Source organism: Tsukamurella sp. USMM236 (assembly GCF_037148755.1).
GTDB lineage: Bacteria > Actinomycetota > Actinomycetes > Mycobacteriales > Mycobacteriaceae > Tsukamurella.
Genome location: NZ_JBBCSS010000002.1, coordinates 68,023 through 86,563 on the forward strand (window position 1 = coordinate 68,023; position 18,541 = coordinate 86,563).

Below are 18,541 nucleotides of genomic sequence, written 5' to 3' on the forward strand. Positions count from 1 at the left end.
TCCCCTCGGGTCGGTGAGCACCGCCCGGCTCCGGGCGGTCGCGAGGGCAGGTATCGGGCTCGCACGCGCTGGGCGTGTCACCGTTGCGGGGCAGCCCCGGTTTCGCACCGGGTTCCCTCTTGCGCCGTGGGCTCGCGCCCACGGACCGTCGCTGGAACGGAAGTCTAGGCGGGCGATGCGGGCATATCGGCGGCGGGCTGCTCACCGGGCCGCTCACCGGGCCGCTCTGCGGGCCAGGCGCGGACCACGGCGAGCAGGCGCTCGCGGATCGGGGTGGCGCGCTCGGCCAGCGCGGCCTGCTGCCGCACGTACTCGCGCCGGCCCTCGGCCGTCTCGATCGCGATGGGCTCGAAGCCGTAGGCCGTCAGGTCGTACGGGCTCGCCCGCATGTCCAGTTCCCGGGCGTCCCGGGCCAGGTCGAACGCGTCGGCCACCAGGTCCGACGGTGCGCCGGGCGTCAGCTTGAAGGCCCACTTGTAGAGGTCCATGCCGGCGTGCAGGCAGCCGGGCTGCTCCGAGCCGACCTGGGTCTCCCGCGTGAGCTCGACCGCGTTGCGGGGCGCCGCGTCGGGGGTGAAGAAGCGGAAGGCGTCGTAGTGGGTGCACGTCAGCTGGCCCGCGCGGACCACGTCGTCCGTGCCCGCCGGGCCCAGGCGCAGCGGCACCGGGTGTCGCGCCTGGTCGGCCTCGCGGAAGACCATCGCCCACTCGTGCAGGCCGAAGCAGCCGAACACGGGCCGGCGCGCGGCCGTGGCCTCCAGGAGCCGGGCCACGTAGGCGGCGGTGCCCGCGCGGTTGGCCAGCGTCGCCGGGTCCGGCCGGACCCGGGTGCCCTCGACGAGGTAGCCGCGCGCGCCGCTGAATTCGTCCGCCGCCCGCGGGCCGTCGAGCTCGGTCCCGAGGCCCGGGTGCCAGCGCAGCAGGTGCGCGGGGCGGTGCCCGTAGTACGTGAACAGGAAGTCCCAGACGGGGTGCTTCTCGCCGCGGGCGGCCCGGCGGCGATGCGCCTCGACGAAGGGCTCCAGCCGGGCGCGGTGGTCCGCCGCGCGGGCCTCCCACTCGGCGTCGCTGAGCACCGTCACACCCGGTGGGTCCCGTCGCGCACGGTGCCGACGAACTCCTCGACCACGTCCTCCAGCGCCACGATGCCGATGGTCCGGCCGTGGTCGTCGGCGACGGCGGCGAGGTGGCCGCCGAGGCGGCGCAGGTCACCCGCGGCCTGATCCAGCGACAGGCTCCCGTCGACCACCGGCAGCGGGCGGATGCGGCTCGCGCCGATCACCGACTCGGGGCCGACGGCGGCGTCCATGATGTCGGGGAGCACGTCCTTGACGTGCAGGTAGCCCGTGAACGCGCCGGCGCTGCTGCGCACCGGGTAGCGGGAGTAGCCGGTCTCGGCGACGGCGGACTCGATGTCGCCGAGCGTCGGGCCCCAGGCGCCGTTGGCGCTCTGGACGGCCTGCAGCCCGCGGATCTCGGTCAGGGGGATCGCCACGTCGGCGACCGTGCGACGTGAGGTCTGCAGCGCGCGGGTCAGCCGCACCCGCTCCTCGGCGTCGATGAGGCCCTCGTCGTGCGACTCGGCGATGAGCACGCCCAGCTCGCCGGCGGAGACGGTGCTGTCCAACTCGTCGCGCGGCTCCACGCCGCCCGCGCGCAGCACGAGCGTCGCCATCCAGTTGTAGACCGCGATCAGCGGCCGCACCAGGCGGACGAAGGCGACGTGCGGCGGCACGAGCAGCATGGCCGCGGCCTCCGGGCCCGCGAGCGCGATGTTCTTCGGCACCATCTCGCCGAGCAGGATGTGCAGCACCACGACCAGCCCCAGGGAGACGGTGAAGGAGATCGGGTGCAGCAGCGCCTCGGGCACGTTCGCCCAGCCCAGCGGCTTCTCCAGGAGGTGCGCGATGGCCGGCTCGCCGACCTTACCGAGCAGGATCGAGCAGATGGTGATGCCCAGCTGGCAGCCCGCCAGCATGAGCGAGAGGTTCTCCGACGCCTTGATCACGGCCTTCGCGCTCGACCGGCCCTGCTCCACCAGGGCCTCGAGGCGGTCGCGGCGGGCGGCGATGAGGGCGAACTCGGCCGCGACAAAGAAGGCGTTCGCGGCCAGGAGCAGGACGGTCAGGGCGACACCCAGGAGGTCACTCATGGGTCACCTCCACGAGATCGACGCGGCGGCCGTCCATCCGGGCGACGCGGGCCGACCACTGCGGGACCTGCGCCTCGTCGTCGTCGACCGACGGGTGGTTGGGCAGCGGGACGCGGTCGCCGACCGCGGGGATGCGGCCGAGCAGGAACATCACGAGGCCGCCGAGGGTGTCGTAGTCGCCCTCGGGGGCGCGGTACCCGGTGTCGCGCTCCAACTCGTCGATGCGGAGCAGGCCGGCGCAGAGGAAGCCGTCGTCCGTGCGCTGCACGTCGACCGGCTCGTTCGCGTCGTGCTCGTCGCGCACGTCGCCCACGATCTCCTCGATCAGGTCCTCCACGGTGACGATGCCGGCGGAGCCGCCGTACTCGTCGACGACGAGGGCCATCTGCAGGCCGTTGGCGCGCAGCTGGTCCATCAGGGCGTCGCCGTCGAGCGTCGCGGGCACGACGGGGGCGGTCGTCGCGATCTCGGCGACGGTCACCGTCGCGCGACGGTCCGCGGGCACCGTCAGCGCCTGCTTCACGTGCACCAGCCCGATCGTGTCGTCCAGGTCGCCCCGGACCACGGGGAACCGGGAGCGACCGGACTCGATCGACAGCGCCACCAGGTCGGCGACGGTGTCGTCCGCGTCCAGCGAGTGGATCCGCTGCCGCGGGGTCATGAGCTCCTCCGCGGTGAGCTCGCCGAACTCGAGGCTGCGTCCCACGAGCTCGGCGGTCATCTCGTCGATCGCGCCGTGCGCGGCGGAATTGCGCACGAGGGCGCTGAGCTCCTGCGCCGACCGGGCCGAGCTCAACTCCTCCGCGGGCTCGATGCCCAGGCGGCGGACCAGCGCGTTCGCGGAGCGGTTGAGGAAGGAGATCGCGAAGCGGAAGGTCGAGGAGAACAGCGACTGCGCGCCCGCGGTGAGCCGCGCGGTCTGCAGCGGCCGGGCGATCGCGAGGTTCTTCGGCGCCAGCTCGCCCAGCACCATCGACAGCGAGGTCGCGATGACCAGGGCCAGGATCAGGGTGAGCGCCGATGACCAGACCCCGGGCATGCCCGTCCATTCCAGCGCGGGGCGCAGGAACTTCGAGAGCACCGGCTCGGCGAGATAACCCGTGACCAGGGTGGTGATCGTGATGCCGAGCTGGGCGCCGGAGAGCTGGAAGGACAGGGTGCGGTGCGCGTTCTGCACCTGCTTCGACCGGCGGTCCCCGCGGTCGCGGACGTCCGCGTCGATCGTCGACCGCTCCAGCGCGGTCAGCGAGAACTCCGCCGCCACGAAGAGCGCGGTGCCGACGGTGAGCGCGAGGAAGCCGACGACGGCGCCGACCGTGATCAGCGCGCTAGACAACGACCCGCCCCCTCGACCTGGTCACAGCGGTCAGCGCTCGTCGTCGGCGGCGTTTGCCGGGTCTTCGGGACTTCATGGTCCTTCCAGAGGATCGTCGGTGGGATTCACTGCATCCTACCGACGATCCGTCGGGATTCTCACCAACCGCCGGGGAGCGGCCGGCCCTCCGCGAAGCCCGCCGCGCTCTGCACGCCGACGGTGGCCTTCGCGTGGAACTCCGGCACGCTGCGCGCGCCCGCGTAGGTGAAGGAACTGCGCACGCCCGAGGTGATCCGGTCGAGCAGGTCCTCGACGCTGGGCGCCTCGGGATCGACGCGGATCCGCGAGCTGGAGATGCCCTCCTCGAACAGCGACTTGCGGGCGCGGTCGAAGGCGCCCTCGCCGGCGGTGCGCGCGGCGACGGCGCGCTTGGAGGCCATGCCGAAGCTCTCCTTGTAGGCGGAGCCGTCGGTCGCGTACTTCATGTCGCCGGGCGCCTCGTAGGTGCCGGCGAACCACGAGCCGACCATCACGTTGGAGGCGCCGGCGGCCAGCGCCAGCGCGACGTCGCGCGGGTGCCGCACGCCGCCGTCGGCCCAGACGTGGGCGCCCAGCTCGCGGGCGGCCGCGGCGCAGTCGAGCACGGCGCTGAACTGCGGCCGGCCGACGCCCGTCATCATGCGGGTGGTGCACATGGCGCCGGGGCCCACGCCCACCTTGACGATGGTGGCGCCGGCGTTGACCAGGTCGCGGGCGCCGGCCGCGGCGACCACGTTGCCCGCGGCCAGCGGCAGTCCCAGGTCGAGGGCGGCGACGGCCTCGAGCGCGTCGAACATCTTGGCCTGGTGGCCGTGCGCGGTGTCGACGACGAGCACGTCGGCGCCGGCCTCGGCGAGGGCGCGGGCCTTGGCGGCCACGTCGCCGTTGATGCCGACGGCGGCGGCGATGCGGAGCTTGCCGGCACCGTCGACCGCGGGGCTGTAGATGCCCGCGCGGACGGTGCCGGTGCGGGTGAGGACGCCGTGCAGGCGGTCGTCGCCGTCGACGAGGACCGCGAGGTCGGAGTGGTCCTTGTCCAGCAGGTCGAAGACGGCCTCGGGCGCGGTGCCGGCGGCGGCGCACACGAACGACGTGGTCATGACGTCGCGCAGGCGCGCGAAGCGGTCGACGCCCTCGCAGGCCGCGGCGGTGACGAGGCCGACCGGCCGGTTCTCGGCGTCGATGATCACGACGGCGCCGTGGGCGCGCTTGGGCAGCAGCGCCACCGCGTCGCTCACGGAGTCCTCGGCGCTGAGCGTGACCGGGGTGTCGGCCACGAGGTCGCGGCTCTTGACGTACGAGATGGTCTCGGACGCGGCCTGCAGCGGCAGGTCCTGCGGGAGGACGACGATGCCGCCGCGGCGCGCGACGGTCTCCGCCATGCGGCGGCCGGCGACGGCCGTCATGTTGGCGACGACGAGGGGGATCGTGGTGCCGGTCCCGTCGACCGACGCCAGATCGACGTCGAATCGGGAGGTCACGTCCGACCGGTTCGGGACGAGGAAGACGTCGTCGTAGGTCAGGTCGTACTGCGGGCGGCTATCAGGAAGGAACTGCACGTGGAATCATGCTAGCCCACCCGCGGCGATTCCAGAGCATCGATGGCTACGACAGGAGGACGCGCCCCTGCGCGTCACGGACGCTGCCGGTGAGCATCATGATCGCGTCGATCAGCGCCCAGATGCCCCCGGCCATCCAGAACAGCATCGCGATGAGCATGCCGATGCCGAAGGTGAGGAAGCCCAGGAAGAAGAAGAACCAGCCGATGACGTGGATGCCCAGCTGGAGGCCGCCGATCACGCCGTACCCCAGGTAGAACCGGCCGACGCCGAAGCCCCCGAGGAACAGTTGCAGGAGTCCCGCCACGACCTTCGACTTGTCGGAGAGCGGGAGGCCCGTCGCCGGGTCCACGCCGTAGCCGCCTCCCATGGCGTACCCGGGCTGCGGGTATCCGGCCTGCGGATAGCCCGGCTGGCCGTAACCTCCCTGGTACGGCGCGATGCCGTACGGCTGCTGCTGGGCGTACGGGTCGTAGGACGGCTGCGGGTCGTAGCCCTGCTGGGCGTACGGGTTGTACTGCTGGCCGTACGGCTGCTTCGGATCGGTCATGGTGGTCTCCTCGTCTCCCCTGAGGCGCCCAGCGTACCGGCGCGGAATCAGTGCAGGATCAGCCGGGAGAGCTCAGTGAGCCAGGGCACCGCGACGGCGACCGTGGGCACCACCAGGATCAGGCCCGCGAGCAGGTAGACCGAGGCGCTGAACAGGTTGCTTGCCGGGGGCATCGTCAGCCGCTCGACCCGGACGACGGTGCCGGTCGCGCCGACCGCGAGGGCGCCCCGCGGGGCCGGGCTCTGCGCGCAGGTGACCAGGGCGTTGGCGAGGGGGAGCGGCCCGGCGGCGGCGACGGCCTCGTCGTCGGCGAGCAGCTCGACGAGCAACTTCACCGAGTCGAGTGCGGCGGACGAGCGGACGACCTTGGGGAAGGCGTGGTTGACGGCGGTGAAGGCCTCGAGCACCAGGTCGTGCCGGGACCGCAGGTGCGCCCGCTCGTGCGCGATGACGGCGGTGAGCTCCTCGTGGCTGAGCTGGTTGATCGTGCCGACGCTCAGCACGACGCGGTGCCGCAGCCCGGGCAGGCAGTAGGCCAGCGGCTGGTCGACGCCGAGGACGCGCAGGTCGGCGGCGGAGACGGGGTGGTCACCGTCGACCGCCTGGGACAGGATGTCGACGACGGTGCGGTGCCGGGCGCGGCGCCGGCGGGTGCGGATCGCGAGCCGGACGGTGGAGGTGATGAGCCGGGCGCCGATCAGCAGGGTGAGCGCGAAGGCGACCACTGCGACGATCCACGGGATGAGGCCGAGCTGGCGGATCTCGTCGATCGGGTTGGTGGTGGGCCGGCCGTCGGCGCCGGGGACCAGCAGGCGGCTGGCGATCACCAGACCGGCGCTGAAGGCGGAGAGCACCGCGGCGAGGGCGATCGCCTGCCACAGCACGAGCGCGGCGCGCGGGGCGCGCAGCGGCCAGGAGGCGCGGGAGAGCCACGCGGGCACCGGCCCCGCGAGCAGCAGGGCCAGCGCTCCGAAGATGAAGGCCGCCATGAGGACGAGCCTACTGGTTGATCAGGGCTCGGCGCGACGACCGGCGTCGCCGGCCTCGAGCTTGGCGAGCGCGCGGCGCAGCGCCTGCGCCTCGTCGGCACCCACGCGCTCGACGAAGTGCACGAGCGCGGCCTCCCGCGAGCTCTCGGCCTGGTTCAGCGCGTCGAACATCAGGTCGGCGACGAGCTCCTCGCGGCCGAAGCTCGCGGCGTAGCGATGGGCCCGGTCCGTGCGGATCTGGCTCACCAGCTTCTTCTTCGCGAGACGCTGCAGCACAGTCATCACCGTCGTGTACGCGAGTTCGCGGTCAGCGGCGAGCGACTCGTGCACCTGTCGCACGGTCTGCGGTTCAGTGGACGCCCAGAGATGGTCCATGACCGCGCGTTCGAGATCTCCCAATGCCGCCATTGCTCCGATTCTACTCGGCATGGCCCGCATCGCTACGACGGCCTGTCGTAATCCACGCCACACTCATTAGGGCTTGCTTAGTTAGGGGAGCCTGCCCTAGAGTAGGTCTCGTCGCCGAGAGCGACACCGAAACCACATCGGACCGTGACGCGAACTGAGGGCTGCAGTAATCCGCCGGTCTGTGCCACGGCGGGTCCGGGGGATGGCTGAGCCCCCGGACCCGCCGACTTCTTTCCCCGCGTCGTGAAGTCTCCGACGCGGACGTGCCCCTCGCCGCCGAGCGCGGATCAATCCTTGGGCATCACGAGCCAGAGCAGCAGGTACAGCAGGAACTGCGGGCCGGGCAACAGGCACGACACCACGAAGAGCACGCGGACCAGGGTCGCGTCGATGCCGAAGTAGCGAGCGATGCCGGCGCACACGCCGCCGATCCAGTTGTTCTGGACGTCGCGGGCGAACCGCTTCTGCGGCGGCGCCGGAGGGAAGTAGGGATTGGGGGCGAAGGGATCGTTCTCGGTCATGACTCCACAGTGCCGGGCGGCGGCGCCGCCCGCATCGGGGTCTACCCCGACCCGAGCCCCGATCTTCCGGCCCGGGAGCGGCGTCGGCGATGCCCGGTTCTAGGGTGGATCCATGACGCAACCGACACCCGGACAGCAGCAGGTCATCGACGGGATCATCGCCGGCGGTACCGCCGGATTCGACAAGATCCTCGGCCTCGAGTACACCGCCGTCACCGCCGACGGCGTGCAGGCGACGCTCACCCTGCGGCCCGAACTGCACCAGCCCTTCGGCATCACCCACGGCGGCGTCTACTGCGCCATCGTCGAGTCGGTCGCCAGCGTCTCCGGCGTGGTGTGGCTCGGTGGCGCCGGGCACGTGGTGGGCGTGAACAACAACACCGACTTCCTGCGCGCGCTCTCCAGCGGCGTCCTCTCGATCCGCTCCACGCCGATCCACCGCGGCCGCCGCCAGCAGCTGTGGCTCGTGGAGATCGACTCCGAGGACGGCAAGGCCGTCGCGCGCGGCCAGGTGCGGCTGCAGAACATCGACGCCTGACGGCCCTCCCGGAACGCGACGAGCGCGCCACCCCGACGTGGGTGACGCGCTCGTCGCGTTCGTGCGGGGCCGGTGTCAGCCGGCCTTCTCGGCCTCGTTCGCCGGTGCGCCCGGGGCCGCGACCGGCACGTCCGCCTTGGGCGCCGACTTCGGCAGCGCCTTCGTCGGCGAGCTGGTGTGCACCGGCGGGATGGCGGGCTTCGCGCCGTTCTGCAGCGCGTCGAGCGCCGTGCGCGCGTAGACCTGCTGCTCGGTGATGGTCATCTGGCCGCGCTTGTTGGTGAGGAAGGTGATCGCCCACGATGTCAGCGTGATGACGCGGTTCTGGTAGCCCACGATGTACCAGAGGTGCAGCGCGAGCCAGCCGAGCCAGGCGAGGAAGCCGCCGAACTCGAGCTTGCCGACCTTCGCCACGGCGCTGGCGCGCGAGACGGTGGCCATGGAGCCCTTGTCGAAGTACTTGAAGGGCTTGCGGTCGGCGGGGGACTGGCCCTCGAGGCCGGCCTTGATCGCCTTCGCGGCGTACGTCGCGCCCTGGATGGCGCCCTGCGCCATGCCCGGGACACCGTCGACCAGCATCATGTCGCCGACGACGAAGACGTTCGGGTTGCCCGGGATGGTGAGGTCGGGCAGCACCCGGACCCGGCCCGCGCGGTCGGTCTCGGCGCCGGACTGGTCGGCGAGGATCTTGCCGAGCTTGCTGGCGGCGACGCCCGCGGACCACACCTTGCACTGCGCCTCGATGCGCCGCTCGGTGCCGTCCTTCTCCTTGACGACGAGGCCGTCGGCGTCGACGTCGACGACCATCGCGTTGAGCTGGATCTCGACGCCCATCTTCTCCAGCCGCTTCGCGGCCATGGTGCCCAGCTTCTCGCCCATCGGCGGGAGCACCGCCGGGGCGGCGTCGAGGAGGATCACGCGCGCCTCGGTGGGGTCGATGTTTCGGAACGCGCCCTTGAGCGTGTTGTCCGACATCTCGGCGATCTGCCCGGCGAGCTCGACGCCCGTGGGGCCGGCGCCGATCACGACGAACGTGAGCAGCCGCATGCGCTCCTCGTGGTCGTGCGAGAGCTCGGCCTGCTCGAAGGCGCCGAGGATGCGGCCGCGCAGCTCGAGGGCGTCGTCGATGGTCTTCATGCCGGGCGCGAACTCGGCGAACTGGTCGTTGCCGAAGTACGACTGGTCGGCGCCGGCCGCGACGATGAGGCTGTCGAAGGGCGTGACCGTCGTGCGCTCGAGCAGCTGGCTCGTGACCGTGCGGTTCTCGAGGTCGATGTCGCTGACCTCGCCCAGCAGGACCTCGGCGTTGCGCTGCTTGCGCAGGATCATGCGGGTCGCGGGCGCGATCTCGCCCTCGGAGAGGATGCCCGTCGCGACTTGGTAGAGCAGCGGCTGGAACAGGTGATGGGTCGTCTTCGCGATCATCGTCACGTCGACGTCCGTGCGCTTGAGGGCGCGCGTGCCGAAGAGGCCGCCGAACCCCGATCCGATGACGACCACCTTGTGGCGGTGCGCTGCGTCGCTCATAACTCTCGTCGCTCCTGATGTACGTCGAAGCCGGGATCCCCGGCGTGTGCAGTCCTACCGTAGTCCGCCGCTCAACTCCCGTCGCGTCGCACGCCCGAACTCGTCGCGCGACGCTCCCGATAGGCGGCGACGTGCGTCCGATTGCCGCAGTTCCCCTCGGTGCAGAAGCGGCGCGAGCGGTTCTTCGACAGGTCCACGAGAACTCGGTCACAGTCGTCGGCCGCGCAGGTCTTGAGCCGGTCGACGTTGCCGCTGCGGACGAGGTCGACGAGGGCCATCGCGCATTCCACGCGGACGCGCACGGGGATCGGTGCGTCGTCGTCCGTGAAGTGCAGGTGCCAGTCCCAGCTGCCGTGCCGGGTCAGCCGGGGCTGCTGCGGTGTCGCCGCGAGCATCTCGTTGACGATCCCGGCGACGGCGTCGGGGTGCCCGGCCGTGAAGGCCCGCGTCAGCTCGGCGCGCAGAGCGTGGATCGGCGCGACGTCGCGCGCCTGCGCGCTGCTCCACCCGGTGAACTCGTGCCGGTGCAGGTACTCCTTCAGCGACTCGACGGTGCCGAGCCGTTCCTCGTCGCCGTACGCGGTGTTCACCAGGTCGGCCGCCATGAGTAGGGATGGCTCCGTGTCATGTGCGAATTTCATTTGACTCCTTACGGCTGGGGCCGCTACTGTCATGAGTGTACTTCAATTGACTCCTTACGGATCGCGCAGACACGGAGGTGACGCATGGGTCGGGGTATCGCAATCGCACTACTGTCGGGGTTCGCCTTCGCGATGTCCGGCCCGTTCGGCAAGCCGCTGCTCGCCGCGGGATGGAGTCCGGCCGGCGTCGTGCTGGTGCGCATCTGGATCGCGGCGATCGTCACGCTGATCCCGATGCTGATCGTCGGGCGGGCCAGGCTCGCGACGCTGCGGCACGCGCCGTTCACGGTGTTGGCGTACGGCCTGCTCGCCGTGATCGGCGTGCAGCTCGCGTACTTCAACGCCATCGCGCACATGTCGGTCACCGTCGCGCTGCTGATCGAGTTCTCGGCGCCGCTCCTGGTGCTGGTGTACCTGTGGGCCCGGTTCGGCCGGCGCCCGTCGGTGCGCACCGTCCTCGGTGCGGCGCTCGCCGTCGCGGGACTGGTCGCGGTCGTCGGCGCGGCCTCCGGCGGCGCGGTGGTCACCCCCATCGGCCTGGCGTGGGCGTTCGTCTCGCTGGTCGGCCTCGCGGCGTACTTCCTGCTCGCCGAGGACGGCACCCGGGCGGACGACATCGACGTCGCGAGCATCGAGGGCGCGAAGCCCGCGGTCGACCAGCTGGCGCTCGCCGTCGGCGGCCTGCTCGTGGGCGCGGTGGTGCTGTCGCTGACCTCGCTCGCGGGCCTGACGCCCGTGCGCATCTCGACCGCGCCGGTGGTCCTCGGCGGCCTCGGCACCACGCCGTGGTGGGTTCCTGCCGTCGTGATCGGCGCGGTCGCCACCGGGCTGGCGTACGTCGCGGGCATCCTCGCCATCAACATGATCGGCCCCACGCTGGCGTCGTTCCTGGGCTTCTCCGAGGTCATCGCCTCGGGCGTCGTGGCCTGGTTGATGCTGGGTGAGGCGCTCACGCCGCTGCAGATCGTGGGCGCGGTCGCGATCGTCGCGGGCGTGATCGCGGTCAAGCGGGGCGAGCGGAGCGGAACGCCGGACGGTCCGCGGCGAGACGCGCCAGCCAGTCCGCGCGATGGAGCTCGTACTCCACCCGCGCGTACGGCGTGAGGTCGGCCTCGGCCTCGTCGCCGAGATCCACCTCGCCCTGCAGCGACTCCCAGTCGAGCATCGCTATGTCGAGCTGCTGCATCCCGAGGCCCGCGAGCACCCGGCGCGAGGCCAGGTTCGACCAGGCGGTGGAGGCGTAGACGCGCCCCGTGAGGCCGTGCTCGAGGGCGTGGCCCACGAGCGCGTGCGCCGCCTCGGCGCAGAATCCCCGTCGACGGTGGGCGTCCGCGACCGCGTAGCTCAGCTCCAGTCCCCGGGCTCGACTGTGCCGGGAGGCGCGCAGCGCGATCCGGCCGAGAGTGCGGCGACTGTGCCGATCGACGATGTGGAACCGGCCGTCGGCGTCGCCGGAGGTGCCGGTGGCAGGGGAGAGGTGCAGGCGCGCCGTTTCGATGTGCACGTGCAAATCTCCCCTCACGAGGCCCAGCGTATCGTCTCGGCGCCGGTGTACGGGGCAGTTCGCGCGGGTGTCGCGACGGCGGGCCGCCGTTGGCTGCCATACTGTCCGGCGTGACGTACCGAATCGCTCTTGCCACCTCCGCGGCGCAGCCGGACACCGACGACCGCGGCCAGGAGATCCTCGCCGCCCTGCGCGCCGCCGGCCACGAGGCCGAGGCCGCCGTGTGGTCCGATTCCGCCGTCGACTGGGAGCAGTTCGACGCGGTCGTGATCGCCGGCGCCTGGGACTACGCGCAGCGCTACGACGACTTCCTCGGCTGGGCCTGGCGTGCCGCCGCCCAGTCGCTCGTACTCAACCCCGAGCCCCTGGTCCGGTGGTACGCCGACAAGCGCTACCTGCGGGACTACGAGTCCGAGGGCATCCCGATCGTGCCGACCCAGTTCATCACGGTGCACGACGCCACGCTCGACCACGACTACCTCGGCACCGATCACGTCGTGCGCCCGTCGATCAGCGGCGGCCTCGCGGAGTCCTTCCGCTTCGGCCCCGAGGACAGCGATGCGAGCCGCGCCAAGCTCGAGGAGATCAAGGCCTCGGGCAGTAGCGTCATGGTGTTCCCCTACTCGGTCGAGGCCGGCGGCGTCTCGCTGGTGTACATCGGCGGCGAATACAGCCATGCCTTCGGGCGCGACCTGGCCGCCGAGGTCAACGCAGAGCCCGCGGACGGCCGCCCGGCCGAGGTCGTCGTCGACGCGGAGCCCACCGACGCCGAGCGCGCCGTCGCGGAGGCCGCACTGAAGCCGATCGACCCGGCGAACCCGCCGCTGTACGTGCGCATCGACATCGTCCGCACCCCCGAGGGCGCGCCGGTCATCCTCGAGGTCCAGGTCGTCCAGCCCGATCTGCACCTGGAGCGGCTCGACGGCGGCGCGGAGAAGTTCGCCCAGGCCGTCCTCGCGCGGGTGGCCGCCGAGAAGGCCTGACCAGCCCGAACAGCTGAATGAAGTCCCCGTCCGGAGATCCGGGCGGGGACTTCGTCGTCGCAGGGGGTTGTCAAAGAATGCATCACGATATATCGTGAACGCATCGGGTCGCGGAACATGCGGCCCCCTACCGAAAGGAGTGCCACCATGCGTAGGCACACTCACGATGATCAGCGTTTCGAGGGCCGTGGCGCCCGCAACTGCGACGACCGGTTCGAGGGCCGCTTCGACGGCCGGTTCCGCCAGGGCGGTTTCCCGGGTGGGCCCGGCTTCGGCCCCGGCGGCCCGGGCCCCTTCGGTCCGGGAGGTCCCGGCGGCCATGGCCGCGGCGGCCACCGCGGTGGCCGTGGCGGACGCCGCGGCGTCCAGCGCGGCGACGTCCGGATCGCGGTCCTCAAGCTGCTGGAGGCCGAGCCCATGCACGGCTACCAGCTCGTCTCCTCGATCGAGGAGCGCACGGCCGGGGCGTGGAAGCCCAGCCCCGGCGCCATCTACCCCACGCTCAGCCAGCTCGAGGACGAGGGGCTGATCACCATCGAGCGGGAGAACGGCCGCAAGGTCGCCACGCTCACCGACGCGGGTCGCGAGTACATCGAGACCACCCTCGCCGACGCGCCCGATCCCTTCGCCGGGTTCGACGGCGGCTCGGCCGAGCGCGGACACCTCCGCGACACGCTGCGCGAGCTGCACGAGGTCACCCGCCGGGTGGCCCGCACCGGCAACGCCGAGCAGACCGCCGCCGTCGACACCATCCTCGGCGACGCGATCAAGCAGGTCTACCTGCTGCTCGCCGGCGTGGACCGCACGCCCCCGGCCGCCGGTGACCCGGCCGCCGACGGTGCGGCTACCGACGCCGCGGAGCCGGACGAGCAGTAGCCGCCCGGCGCGCCCGCGCCGGATCGGGGAGCAGGCGCACCGCGTCGCCGGGATGCAGATCCCGGTAGCGCTCCGCCGGGAGCTCCGCGACCAGCGCGGTCCCGTCCTCGACGGTGGCGGTCACGCGGCAGTGCCCGCCCGCCACCGTCACCTCGACCACGGTGCCGGCCATCCCGGCACCGTCGGGCCCGTCGACGCGCACCGCGTCCGGCGGGAAGACCCGCACCCCTTCGCCGTCCGGCAGCAGGTTCATCCCCGCCAGCCGGGCGGCGAAGTGCGTTGCGGGGGAGAGCAGCAGTTCGGCCGCGGGGCGGTGATCGGCGACCCGCCCGTCCTCGAGGACGGCTGCCTCGTCGGCGAGCGCCACCACGTCGGCGGCGTCGTGCGTGATCAGGACGCACGTCCGGTCTCGCAGCAGGGCGCGCAGGAGCGAGCGCACCTCCGCCCGCGCCGAGACGTCGAGCGCCGAGAGCGGCTCGTCGAGGAGCAGCACCTTCGGTTCGGCGGCGAGGGCCCGGGCGAGCGCGACGCGCTGCGCCTGCCCGCCGCTCAGTTCGTCCGGGCGCCGGTCTGCGAGGTGGTCGGCGCCCACGGCCTCGAGCCAGTGGTCGGCCGCGGCCGCCGCGGCCCGACGGTCCGCCCCCGCGCTCCGGGGCGCGAAGGCCACGTTCGCGCGCACCCGCAGGTGCGGGAACAGCCGCGCCGCCTGGCCGAGCAGCGCGACCCGTCGACGGTGCGCCGGCACCCAGGTGCTGCCGTGCGCGACGGTCTCGCCGGCGACGACGATCCGCCCCGCATCGGGCCGGACCAGGCCCGCGACGGCGCCCGCCACCGTCGACTTGCCGGTGCCGTTGGGGCCGAGCAGCGCCAGGGTCCGCCCCTCGGGCACCGCGAAGACCGCGTCGACGCCGCGGTCCACGACGCTGATGTCGACCTCCAGGCCCGGGGCCGTCGGATCCCCTGTCATCGGCGCCACGCCCGCACCCCGTAGACGCCCGAGACGATCACCGCGGCCGCCGCGAGCAGGACCAGCGACAGCGCCACCGCCGCTTGGGGATCGGTCTCGTTGCGCAGGTAGATCTCCAGCGGGAGCGTGCGGGTGGTCCCGGCGAGCGAGCCCGCGAAGGTGAGCGTCGCGCCGAACTCGCCGAGCGCCCGCGCGAAGGTCAGCACCACGCCCGAGGCGATCGACGGCAGCACCAGCGGCAAAGTGATGCGCCGCAGCACGACCGACGGGGGCGCGCCCAGCGTCGCCGCCGTGTGCTCGAAATCCGTTCCCAGCGTGCGCAGCGCGCCCTCCACCGCCAGCACCAGGAAGGGCAGCGCGACGAAGGCCTGGGCGAGGACCACGGCCGTCGTCGTGAACGCGATGTGCCCGCCGACCCCGCCGTACTGGCCCACCAGGCCGCGCCGGCCGAAGGCGTAGAGGAGCGCGATGCCGCCCACCACCGGCGGCAGCACCAGCGGCAGCAGCACCAGCGGGCGGAGCACGCCCACGAACCGGGAACGACTGCGCGCGAGGATCACCCCGAGCGGGACGCCCACCAGGATGCAGACCACCGTCGCGGCGAGGGAGGTCTCCAGCGAGAGCACCAGGGCCGTGCGGGAGTCCTCGGAGGTGACCAGCTCGCCGAACCGGGGCCAGTCCACCTTCGCCACGATCGCGACGAGCGGGATCAGCACGAAGGCCGCGCCCAGTGCGGCGGGTACCACGATCCAGCGCGGATACCCGGTCACGGGCGTGGAGCGGGCGGGCGGGGTCAGTTGGGTGCCCCGAATCCGGCGTCCGCGAGCGCGGCCCGGCCCTCGGTCCCGCGGACGAAGTCGACGAACCGCTTCGCGCCGTCGGCGTTCTTCGCGCCGGTCAGCGGGGCGATGGGATAGACGTTGACCGCACCGTCGGCCTCGGGGAAGTCGACCGACGCGACGGCGCCCTTCGTGCCCTTGACGTCCGTGCGGTAGACGAGCCCCGCGTCGGCCTGCCCGTGCCGGACCTTGGCAAGCACGCTCGAGACCGAGTCCTCCTCGCTGACGGGCGTGAGGGTCACGCCGGCGGCCTTGGTGACCTTCGCGGTCGCGGTGCCGCAGGGCACGGGCTGCGCGCACACGACGACGGAGACGCCCGGCTTCGCCAGGTCGGCGAGCGTGCCGATGCCCTTCGGGTTGCCGGGCGCGGTGGTGATGGTGAGCACGTTGGTGGCGAAGGGCTGCGGGTCGGTGACCAGCGAGGCGGCCTCGGCCTTGTCCATCGTGGGCGTGTCGGCGGTCGCGAAGACGTCGGCGGGGGCGCCCTGCTGCAACTGGGTGAGCAGGCCCGAGGACCCGCCGAAGGAGAACTTCACCGTCGTGCCGGGGTTGGCGGCGGAGAACGAGGTGCCCAGCTTCTCGAAGGTCGCCTGCAGGCTCGCGGCGGCGTAGACGATGACGGTGCCGGAGCCCGCGGCCGCCGACGAGGACGTCGCGCCCTCCGGCGTGTTCGACGTCGAGCAGGCGGCGAGGCTCGCCGCGAGGACGGCGGCGGTCAGGACACGTGCGGCGCGCATGGCAACTCCCGGTGGCGGTGGTCGGCTTCCGATGGTCGAGACTATCCCCATGGCAACTCACGAGGTGGCGGTCCCGATGCGGTGGGCCGACATGGACGCCCTCCAGCACATCAACAACGTCGCGATGATGCGGCTGCTGGAAGAGGCCCGCATCCGATTCCTGACCGACAACGTCCCGCAGCCGCGCGAGGCGAAGGTGACGATGTTCGTCGCCCACCACGAGATCGACTACCTCGCGCCGCTGCTGTACTCGCCCGAGCCGGTGCGGATCGTCCTGCACGTCACGCGGATCGGCCGCTCCGGCTTCGACCTCGGCTACGAGGTCATCGCCTCCGACGGTGCCGTCGCCGCGATCGCCGAGACCTCCATGGTCGTCGTCGACGAGGCCGGTCGCCCGGCGCCGCTGCCCGCCGTCCTGCGCACCGAACTCGCCGGGCTGGTCGGCGATCCGGTGCCCTTCCGCCGGCGCCGCGTCTCCGTCTAGCGGACCATCGCGGCGAGGTAGCGCCGCGTCATCACGGCCTGCAGCGCGCGGGCGACCGGGCCGCCCAGGCGGGAGTACCAGCGTCCCGGGCGGGAGAACGCGGCCACGACCGCCACGACGGCCCCGTCGGGACGGATCTCCACGGAGAAGAGCTCCTCGCCGCTCTCCGGGTGCCCCGGCAGGGTGCCGTAGGCGAAACCGGCCCGGTCGGACTCGTCGAGCACGTAGACCACGCGGCACGGGATCCGGATCGGGCCGAACAGCGGCGTCGACATCACCATGACGGTGCCGACCTCGGCGGTCGGTGTGCTCGCCCGGACCCGCATGCCCGCCCCGCGCTGCATGCCGTACGCGAGGATCGCGTCCCGCACGGTGGCGAAGTCCTCCCGGCCGCGGCCCACGACCCGCTCGGCGCGAACCGCGTGGGCGTCGCCGGGCGGGGTGCCGCGGGTCGCGCCCACCTCCGGGTAGGTGAAGGGCGCGTCCACCAGTGCCGCGAGGTCCGTCATACCGCCCGACGGTACGCCGTCACCGTCGGGCGAGGCGGGCCGCCGCGGCGGCGCCGACCAGGCCCGAGGCGACGACCGCGACGCCGTGCCAGCCGCTCATCGTGACGGTCTCGCCGAGCACGACGGCGCCGAGCGCCGCGGCGCACACCGGCTCGGCCAGGGTGATCGCCGGCAGCGAGGCGGAGATCGGCGCGGGTTGGAACGCCCGCTGCTGCAGGTACATCGCGCCGAGCCCGCTCAGGACGAGGACGTACAGGCGCCAATCCGTGAGCAGCCGCAGGCTGTTCGCGAGGAAGTCGGCGTGCTCGTACGAGGTGAGCACCGGCTTGGTCAGCACCGTCGCCACCCCGAACAGGACGCCCGAGGCGACGCCGAAGGACATCGCGCGCACCGGGCCGGGCAGCGACCGCACGAGCCCGAACCCGGTCGCGACCGCCGCGACGGCGCCCACGGCCACGAGGGCGGGGAGCCAGGTGGCGCCCGGGGCGTCGGGGACGCCGTCGGTGGGGCGGCCCGCGACGAGGAAGACCGCCAGCGCGATCGCGAGCACCGCCGCATAGGTCCACTCGCGCGCGGTGACCCGCGTGTGGTTGAGCAGCGCCGAGACGGGCAGCGCGAACAGCAGGGCCGCCACGATGAGCGGCTGCACGACGAGCACCGGGCCGAGCGCCAGGGCCCACGCCTGGAAGGCGTATCCGCCGAGGTCGCCGAGCAGACCGAGCCACCAGCGCGGCCGGCGGACGAGCTCCGCGATGAGCGAGCCGCCCTCGTCGACGGTGGCGGCCTCCGCTTGCTGCGCGGCGGAACCGCAGGCGAACAGGAAGGCGGCGACGAGGGCGAGGACGACCGAGGCCGAGGTGGCGGACACGCGTGAAATCTACGCTCGCGCGAGCGGCCGACGCAGCGCACGCTAAGTTCGACAGCAGCAACCCGCGAAGGAGGACTGACGTGGCGAAGGTCGAGAGCACCGTTGAGGTGGCGCTCCCCCCGGACGAGGCCTGGGCGAAGGCGGCCGACCTGGAGACGCTGCCGCAGTGGCTGACCCTGCACGACGGCTGGCGCGGCCCCCTGCCCGAGCTGGCGAAGGGCGCGAAGATCGCGTGCGTGGTGAAGGTGAAGAACTTCCGCAATCGGGTCGACTGGGTCATCACGTCGTACGACCCGCCGCGCACCCTGGTGCTCGACGGCAAGGGCGTCGCCGGCACGAAGTACAAGCTCACCGTGGCGATCGCGCCCAAGGGCAGCGGCTCGACGATCTCGCTGCGCGCCGATCTGGGCGGGGCCCCGCTGTTCGGCCCGATCGGCGCGACGGTGGCGCGAGCGCTCAAGGGCGACATCGCGGAATCGCTCGCGACCTTCCAGCGGACGTACGCGAAGTAGCGGCGCACACGGGGAGGGCGGGC

At 72.6% G+C, this 18,541-nt stretch carries 22 protein-coding genes and 1 riboswitch; of the genes, 6 read left to right on the plus strand and 16 right to left on the minus strand.

Features of this window, described 5'->3' with window-relative positions:
* Window positions 1-28: 28 nt before the first annotated feature.
* Window positions 29-165: riboswitch (cobalamin riboswitch) on the minus strand.
* From WFK95_RS06125 to WFK95_RS06160, 8 genes are all read right to left on the minus strand, one after another.
* Window positions 165-1,082: a 3-methyladenine DNA glycosylase gene (locus WFK95_RS06125; protein WP_224650847.1), complete on the minus strand. Its 918-nt coding sequence runs from the start codon at window positions 1,080-1,082 to the stop codon at window positions 165-167. Its footprint overlaps the riboswitch before it by 1 nt.
* Window positions 1,079-2,152: a hemolysin family protein gene (locus WFK95_RS06130; protein WP_224650844.1), complete on the minus strand. Its 1,074-nt coding sequence runs from the start codon at window positions 2,150-2,152 to the stop codon at window positions 1,079-1,081. The genes WFK95_RS06125 and WFK95_RS06130 overlap by 4 nt, the downstream gene beginning before the upstream one ends.
* The gene (locus WFK95_RS06135) at window positions 2,145-3,488 is read right to left on the minus strand and encodes a hemolysin family protein (protein ID WP_224650842.1); all 1,344 of its coding nucleotides are present in this window, start codon (window positions 3,486-3,488) and stop codon (window positions 2,145-2,147) included. Before WFK95_RS06135 ends, WFK95_RS06130 begins: the two co-directional genes overlap by 8 nt.
* 137 nt (window positions 3,489-3,625) lie before the next feature.
* Window positions 3,626-5,065 (minus strand): GuaB1 family IMP dehydrogenase-related protein, encoded by a 1,440-nt coding sequence (locus WFK95_RS06140; protein WP_224650840.1) that lies wholly within the window; start codon window positions 5,063-5,065, stop codon window positions 3,626-3,628.
* Window positions 5,066-5,111: 46 nt separating this feature from the next.
* Window positions 5,112-5,615 (minus strand): NINE protein, encoded by a 504-nt coding sequence (locus WFK95_RS06145; RefSeq protein ID WP_224650837.1) that lies wholly within the window; start codon window positions 5,613-5,615, stop codon window positions 5,112-5,114.
* 47 nt (window positions 5,616-5,662) lie between these two features.
* Window positions 5,663-6,604 carry a M56 family metallopeptidase gene (locus tag WFK95_RS06150; RefSeq protein ID WP_224650835.1) on the minus strand — a complete coding sequence of 314 codons (942 nt, stop codon included), beginning with the start codon at window positions 6,602-6,604 and terminating at the stop codon, window positions 5,663-5,665.
* A 21-nt stretch (window positions 6,605-6,625) separates the two neighbouring features.
* A complete protein-coding gene (locus WFK95_RS06155) occupies window positions 6,626-7,012 on the minus strand; it encodes a BlaI/MecI/CopY family transcriptional regulator (protein ID WP_224650832.1) in 387 nt (128 codons plus the stop codon).
* A 287-nt stretch (window positions 7,013-7,299) separates the two neighbouring features.
* Window positions 7,300-7,533, minus strand: a complete 234-nt coding sequence (locus WFK95_RS06160) for a PspC domain-containing protein (RefSeq protein ID WP_224650819.1) — start codon at window positions 7,531-7,533, stop codon at window positions 7,300-7,302.
* A 112-nt stretch (window positions 7,534-7,645) separates the two neighbouring features.
* Here WFK95_RS06160 and WFK95_RS06165 point away from each other — a divergent pair, with 112 nt between their 5' ends.
* Window positions 7,646-8,071, plus strand: coding sequence for a PaaI family thioesterase (locus tag WFK95_RS06165; RefSeq protein ID WP_224650816.1), 426 nt, complete (start codon window positions 7,646-7,648; stop codon window positions 8,069-8,071).
* Window positions 8,072-8,146: 75 nt separating this feature from the next.
* On the opposite strand, the gene WFK95_RS06170 is transcribed toward WFK95_RS06165, so the two are convergent.
* Together WFK95_RS06170 and WFK95_RS06175 are read right to left on the minus strand one after the other, a co-directional pair.
* On the minus strand, window positions 8,147-9,598 hold the full coding sequence (locus tag WFK95_RS06170; RefSeq protein ID WP_224650814.1) for an NAD(P)/FAD-dependent oxidoreductase: 1,452 nt from the start codon (window positions 9,596-9,598) through the stop codon (window positions 8,147-8,149).
* 71 nt (window positions 9,599-9,669) lie between these two features.
* Window positions 9,670-10,239, minus strand: coding sequence for a CGNR zinc finger domain-containing protein (locus WFK95_RS06175; protein ID WP_224650811.1), 570 nt, complete (start codon window positions 10,237-10,239; stop codon window positions 9,670-9,672).
* An 84-nt stretch (window positions 10,240-10,323) separates the two neighbouring features.
* On the opposite strand from WFK95_RS06175, the gene WFK95_RS06180 reads away from it, so the two are divergent.
* On the plus strand, window positions 10,324-11,343 hold the full coding sequence (locus WFK95_RS06180; RefSeq protein ID WP_224650809.1) for an EamA family transporter: 1,020 nt from the start codon (window positions 10,324-10,326) through the stop codon (window positions 11,341-11,343).
* On the opposite strand, the gene WFK95_RS06185 is transcribed toward WFK95_RS06180, so the two are convergent.
* A complete protein-coding gene (locus tag WFK95_RS06185; RefSeq protein ID WP_336670184.1) occupies window positions 11,243-11,761 on the minus strand; it encodes a GNAT family N-acetyltransferase in 519 nt (172 codons plus the stop codon). The genes WFK95_RS06180 and WFK95_RS06185 overlap by 101 nt on opposite strands.
* A gap of 92 nt (window positions 11,762-11,853) precedes the next feature.
* Here WFK95_RS06185 and WFK95_RS06190 point away from each other — a divergent pair, with 92 nt between their 5' ends.
* Window positions 11,854-12,726 carry a hypothetical protein gene (locus WFK95_RS06190; protein WP_224650805.1) on the plus strand — a complete coding sequence of 291 codons (873 nt, stop codon included), beginning with the start codon at window positions 11,854-11,856 and terminating at the stop codon, window positions 12,724-12,726.
* Window positions 12,727-12,873: 147 nt separating this feature from the next.
* Complete coding sequence (locus tag WFK95_RS06195) at window positions 12,874-13,602, plus strand: PadR family transcriptional regulator (RefSeq protein ID WP_224650803.1); 729 nt, start codon at window positions 12,874-12,876, stop codon at window positions 13,600-13,602.
* Here the strand turns inward: WFK95_RS06195 and WFK95_RS06200 are convergent.
* Genes WFK95_RS06200 through modA form a run of 3 tightly spaced genes read right to left on the minus strand, consistent with a single transcriptional unit; the run spans window position 13,571 to window position 16,145 of the window.
* Window positions 13,571-14,569 (minus strand): sulfate/molybdate ABC transporter ATP-binding protein, encoded by a 999-nt coding sequence (locus tag WFK95_RS06200; protein WP_224650857.1) that lies wholly within the window; start codon window positions 14,567-14,569, stop codon window positions 13,571-13,573. The two genes, WFK95_RS06195 and WFK95_RS06200, sit on opposite strands and share 32 nt — an antisense overlap.
* Window positions 14,566-15,339 (minus strand): ABC transporter permease, encoded by a 774-nt coding sequence (locus WFK95_RS06205; RefSeq protein WP_224650800.1) that lies wholly within the window; start codon window positions 15,337-15,339, stop codon window positions 14,566-14,568. Before WFK95_RS06205 ends, WFK95_RS06200 begins: the two co-directional genes overlap by 4 nt.
* A 23-nt stretch (window positions 15,340-15,362) precedes the next feature.
* Window positions 15,363-16,145 (minus strand): molybdate ABC transporter substrate-binding protein, encoded by a 783-nt coding sequence (gene modA / locus WFK95_RS06210; protein WP_224650797.1) that lies wholly within the window; start codon window positions 16,143-16,145, stop codon window positions 15,363-15,365.
* Window positions 16,146-16,194: 49 nt separating this feature from the next.
* On the opposite strand from modA, the gene WFK95_RS06215 reads away from it, so the two are divergent.
* Window positions 16,195-16,629 (plus strand): acyl-CoA thioesterase, encoded by a 435-nt coding sequence (locus WFK95_RS06215; protein WP_224650795.1) that lies wholly within the window; start codon window positions 16,195-16,197, stop codon window positions 16,627-16,629.
* Here the strand turns inward: WFK95_RS06215 and WFK95_RS06220 are convergent.
* Window positions 16,626-17,138 carry a DUF1990 family protein gene (locus WFK95_RS06220; RefSeq protein ID WP_224650793.1) on the minus strand — a complete coding sequence of 171 codons (513 nt, stop codon included), beginning with the start codon at window positions 17,136-17,138 and terminating at the stop codon, window positions 16,626-16,628. The two genes, WFK95_RS06215 and WFK95_RS06220, sit on opposite strands and share 4 nt — an antisense overlap.
* A 19-nt stretch (window positions 17,139-17,157) precedes the next feature.
* Complete coding sequence (locus tag WFK95_RS06225; RefSeq protein ID WP_224650790.1) at window positions 17,158-18,006, minus strand: DMT family transporter; 849 nt, start codon at window positions 18,004-18,006, stop codon at window positions 17,158-17,160.
* Window positions 18,007-18,086: 80 nt separating this feature from the next.
* On the opposite strand from WFK95_RS06225, the gene WFK95_RS06230 reads away from it, so the two are divergent.
* Window positions 18,087-18,518, plus strand: a complete 432-nt coding sequence (locus tag WFK95_RS06230; RefSeq protein WP_224650788.1) for a type II toxin-antitoxin system Rv0910 family toxin — start codon at window positions 18,087-18,089, stop codon at window positions 18,516-18,518.
* The last annotated feature ends 23 nt before the right edge of the window (window positions 18,519-18,541 follow it).

Coding starts and splice junctions, on each gene's coding strand:
- WFK95_RS06130 (WP_224650844.1), bottom strand. CDS start 2,152: ATGAGTGACCTCCTGGGTGTCGCCCTGACCGTCCTGCTCCTGGCCGCG.
- WFK95_RS06145 (WP_224650837.1), bottom strand. CDS start 5,615: ATGACCGATCCGAAGCAGCCGTACGGCCAGCAGTACAACCCGTACGCC.
- WFK95_RS06150 (WP_224650835.1), bottom strand. CDS start 6,604: ATGGCGGCCTTCATCTTCGGAGCGCTGGCCCTGCTGCTCGCGGGGCCG.
- WFK95_RS06155 (WP_224650832.1), bottom strand. CDS start 7,012: ATGGCGGCATTGGGAGATCTCGAACGCGCGGTCATGGACCATCTCTGG.
- WFK95_RS06160 (WP_224650819.1), bottom strand. CDS start 7,533: ATGACCGAGAACGATCCCTTCGCCCCCAATCCCTACTTCCCTCCGGCG.
- WFK95_RS06165 (WP_224650816.1), top strand. CDS start 7,646: ATGACGCAACCGACACCCGGACAGCAGCAGGTCATCGACGGGATCATC.
- WFK95_RS06170 (WP_224650814.1), bottom strand. CDS start 9,598: ATGAGCGACGCAGCGCACCGCCACAAGGTGGTCGTCATCGGATCGGGG.
- WFK95_RS06175 (WP_224650811.1), bottom strand. CDS start 10,239: ATGAAATTCGCACATGACACGGAGCCATCCCTACTCATGGCGGCCGAC.
- WFK95_RS06180 (WP_224650809.1), top strand. CDS start 10,324: ATGGGTCGGGGTATCGCAATCGCACTACTGTCGGGGTTCGCCTTCGCG.
- WFK95_RS06195 (WP_224650803.1), top strand. CDS start 12,874: ATGCGTAGGCACACTCACGATGATCAGCGTTTCGAGGGCCGTGGCGCC.
- WFK95_RS06200 (WP_224650857.1), bottom strand. CDS start 14,569: ATGACAGGGGATCCGACGGCCCCGGGCCTGGAGGTCGACATCAGCGTC.
- modA (WP_224650797.1), bottom strand. CDS start 16,145: ATGCGCGCCGCACGTGTCCTGACCGCCGCCGTCCTCGCGGCGAGCCTC.
- WFK95_RS06215 (WP_224650795.1), top strand. CDS start 16,195: ATGGCAACTCACGAGGTGGCGGTCCCGATGCGGTGGGCCGACATGGAC.
- WFK95_RS06220 (WP_224650793.1), bottom strand. CDS start 17,138: ATGACGGACCTCGCGGCACTGGTGGACGCGCCCTTCACCTACCCGGAG.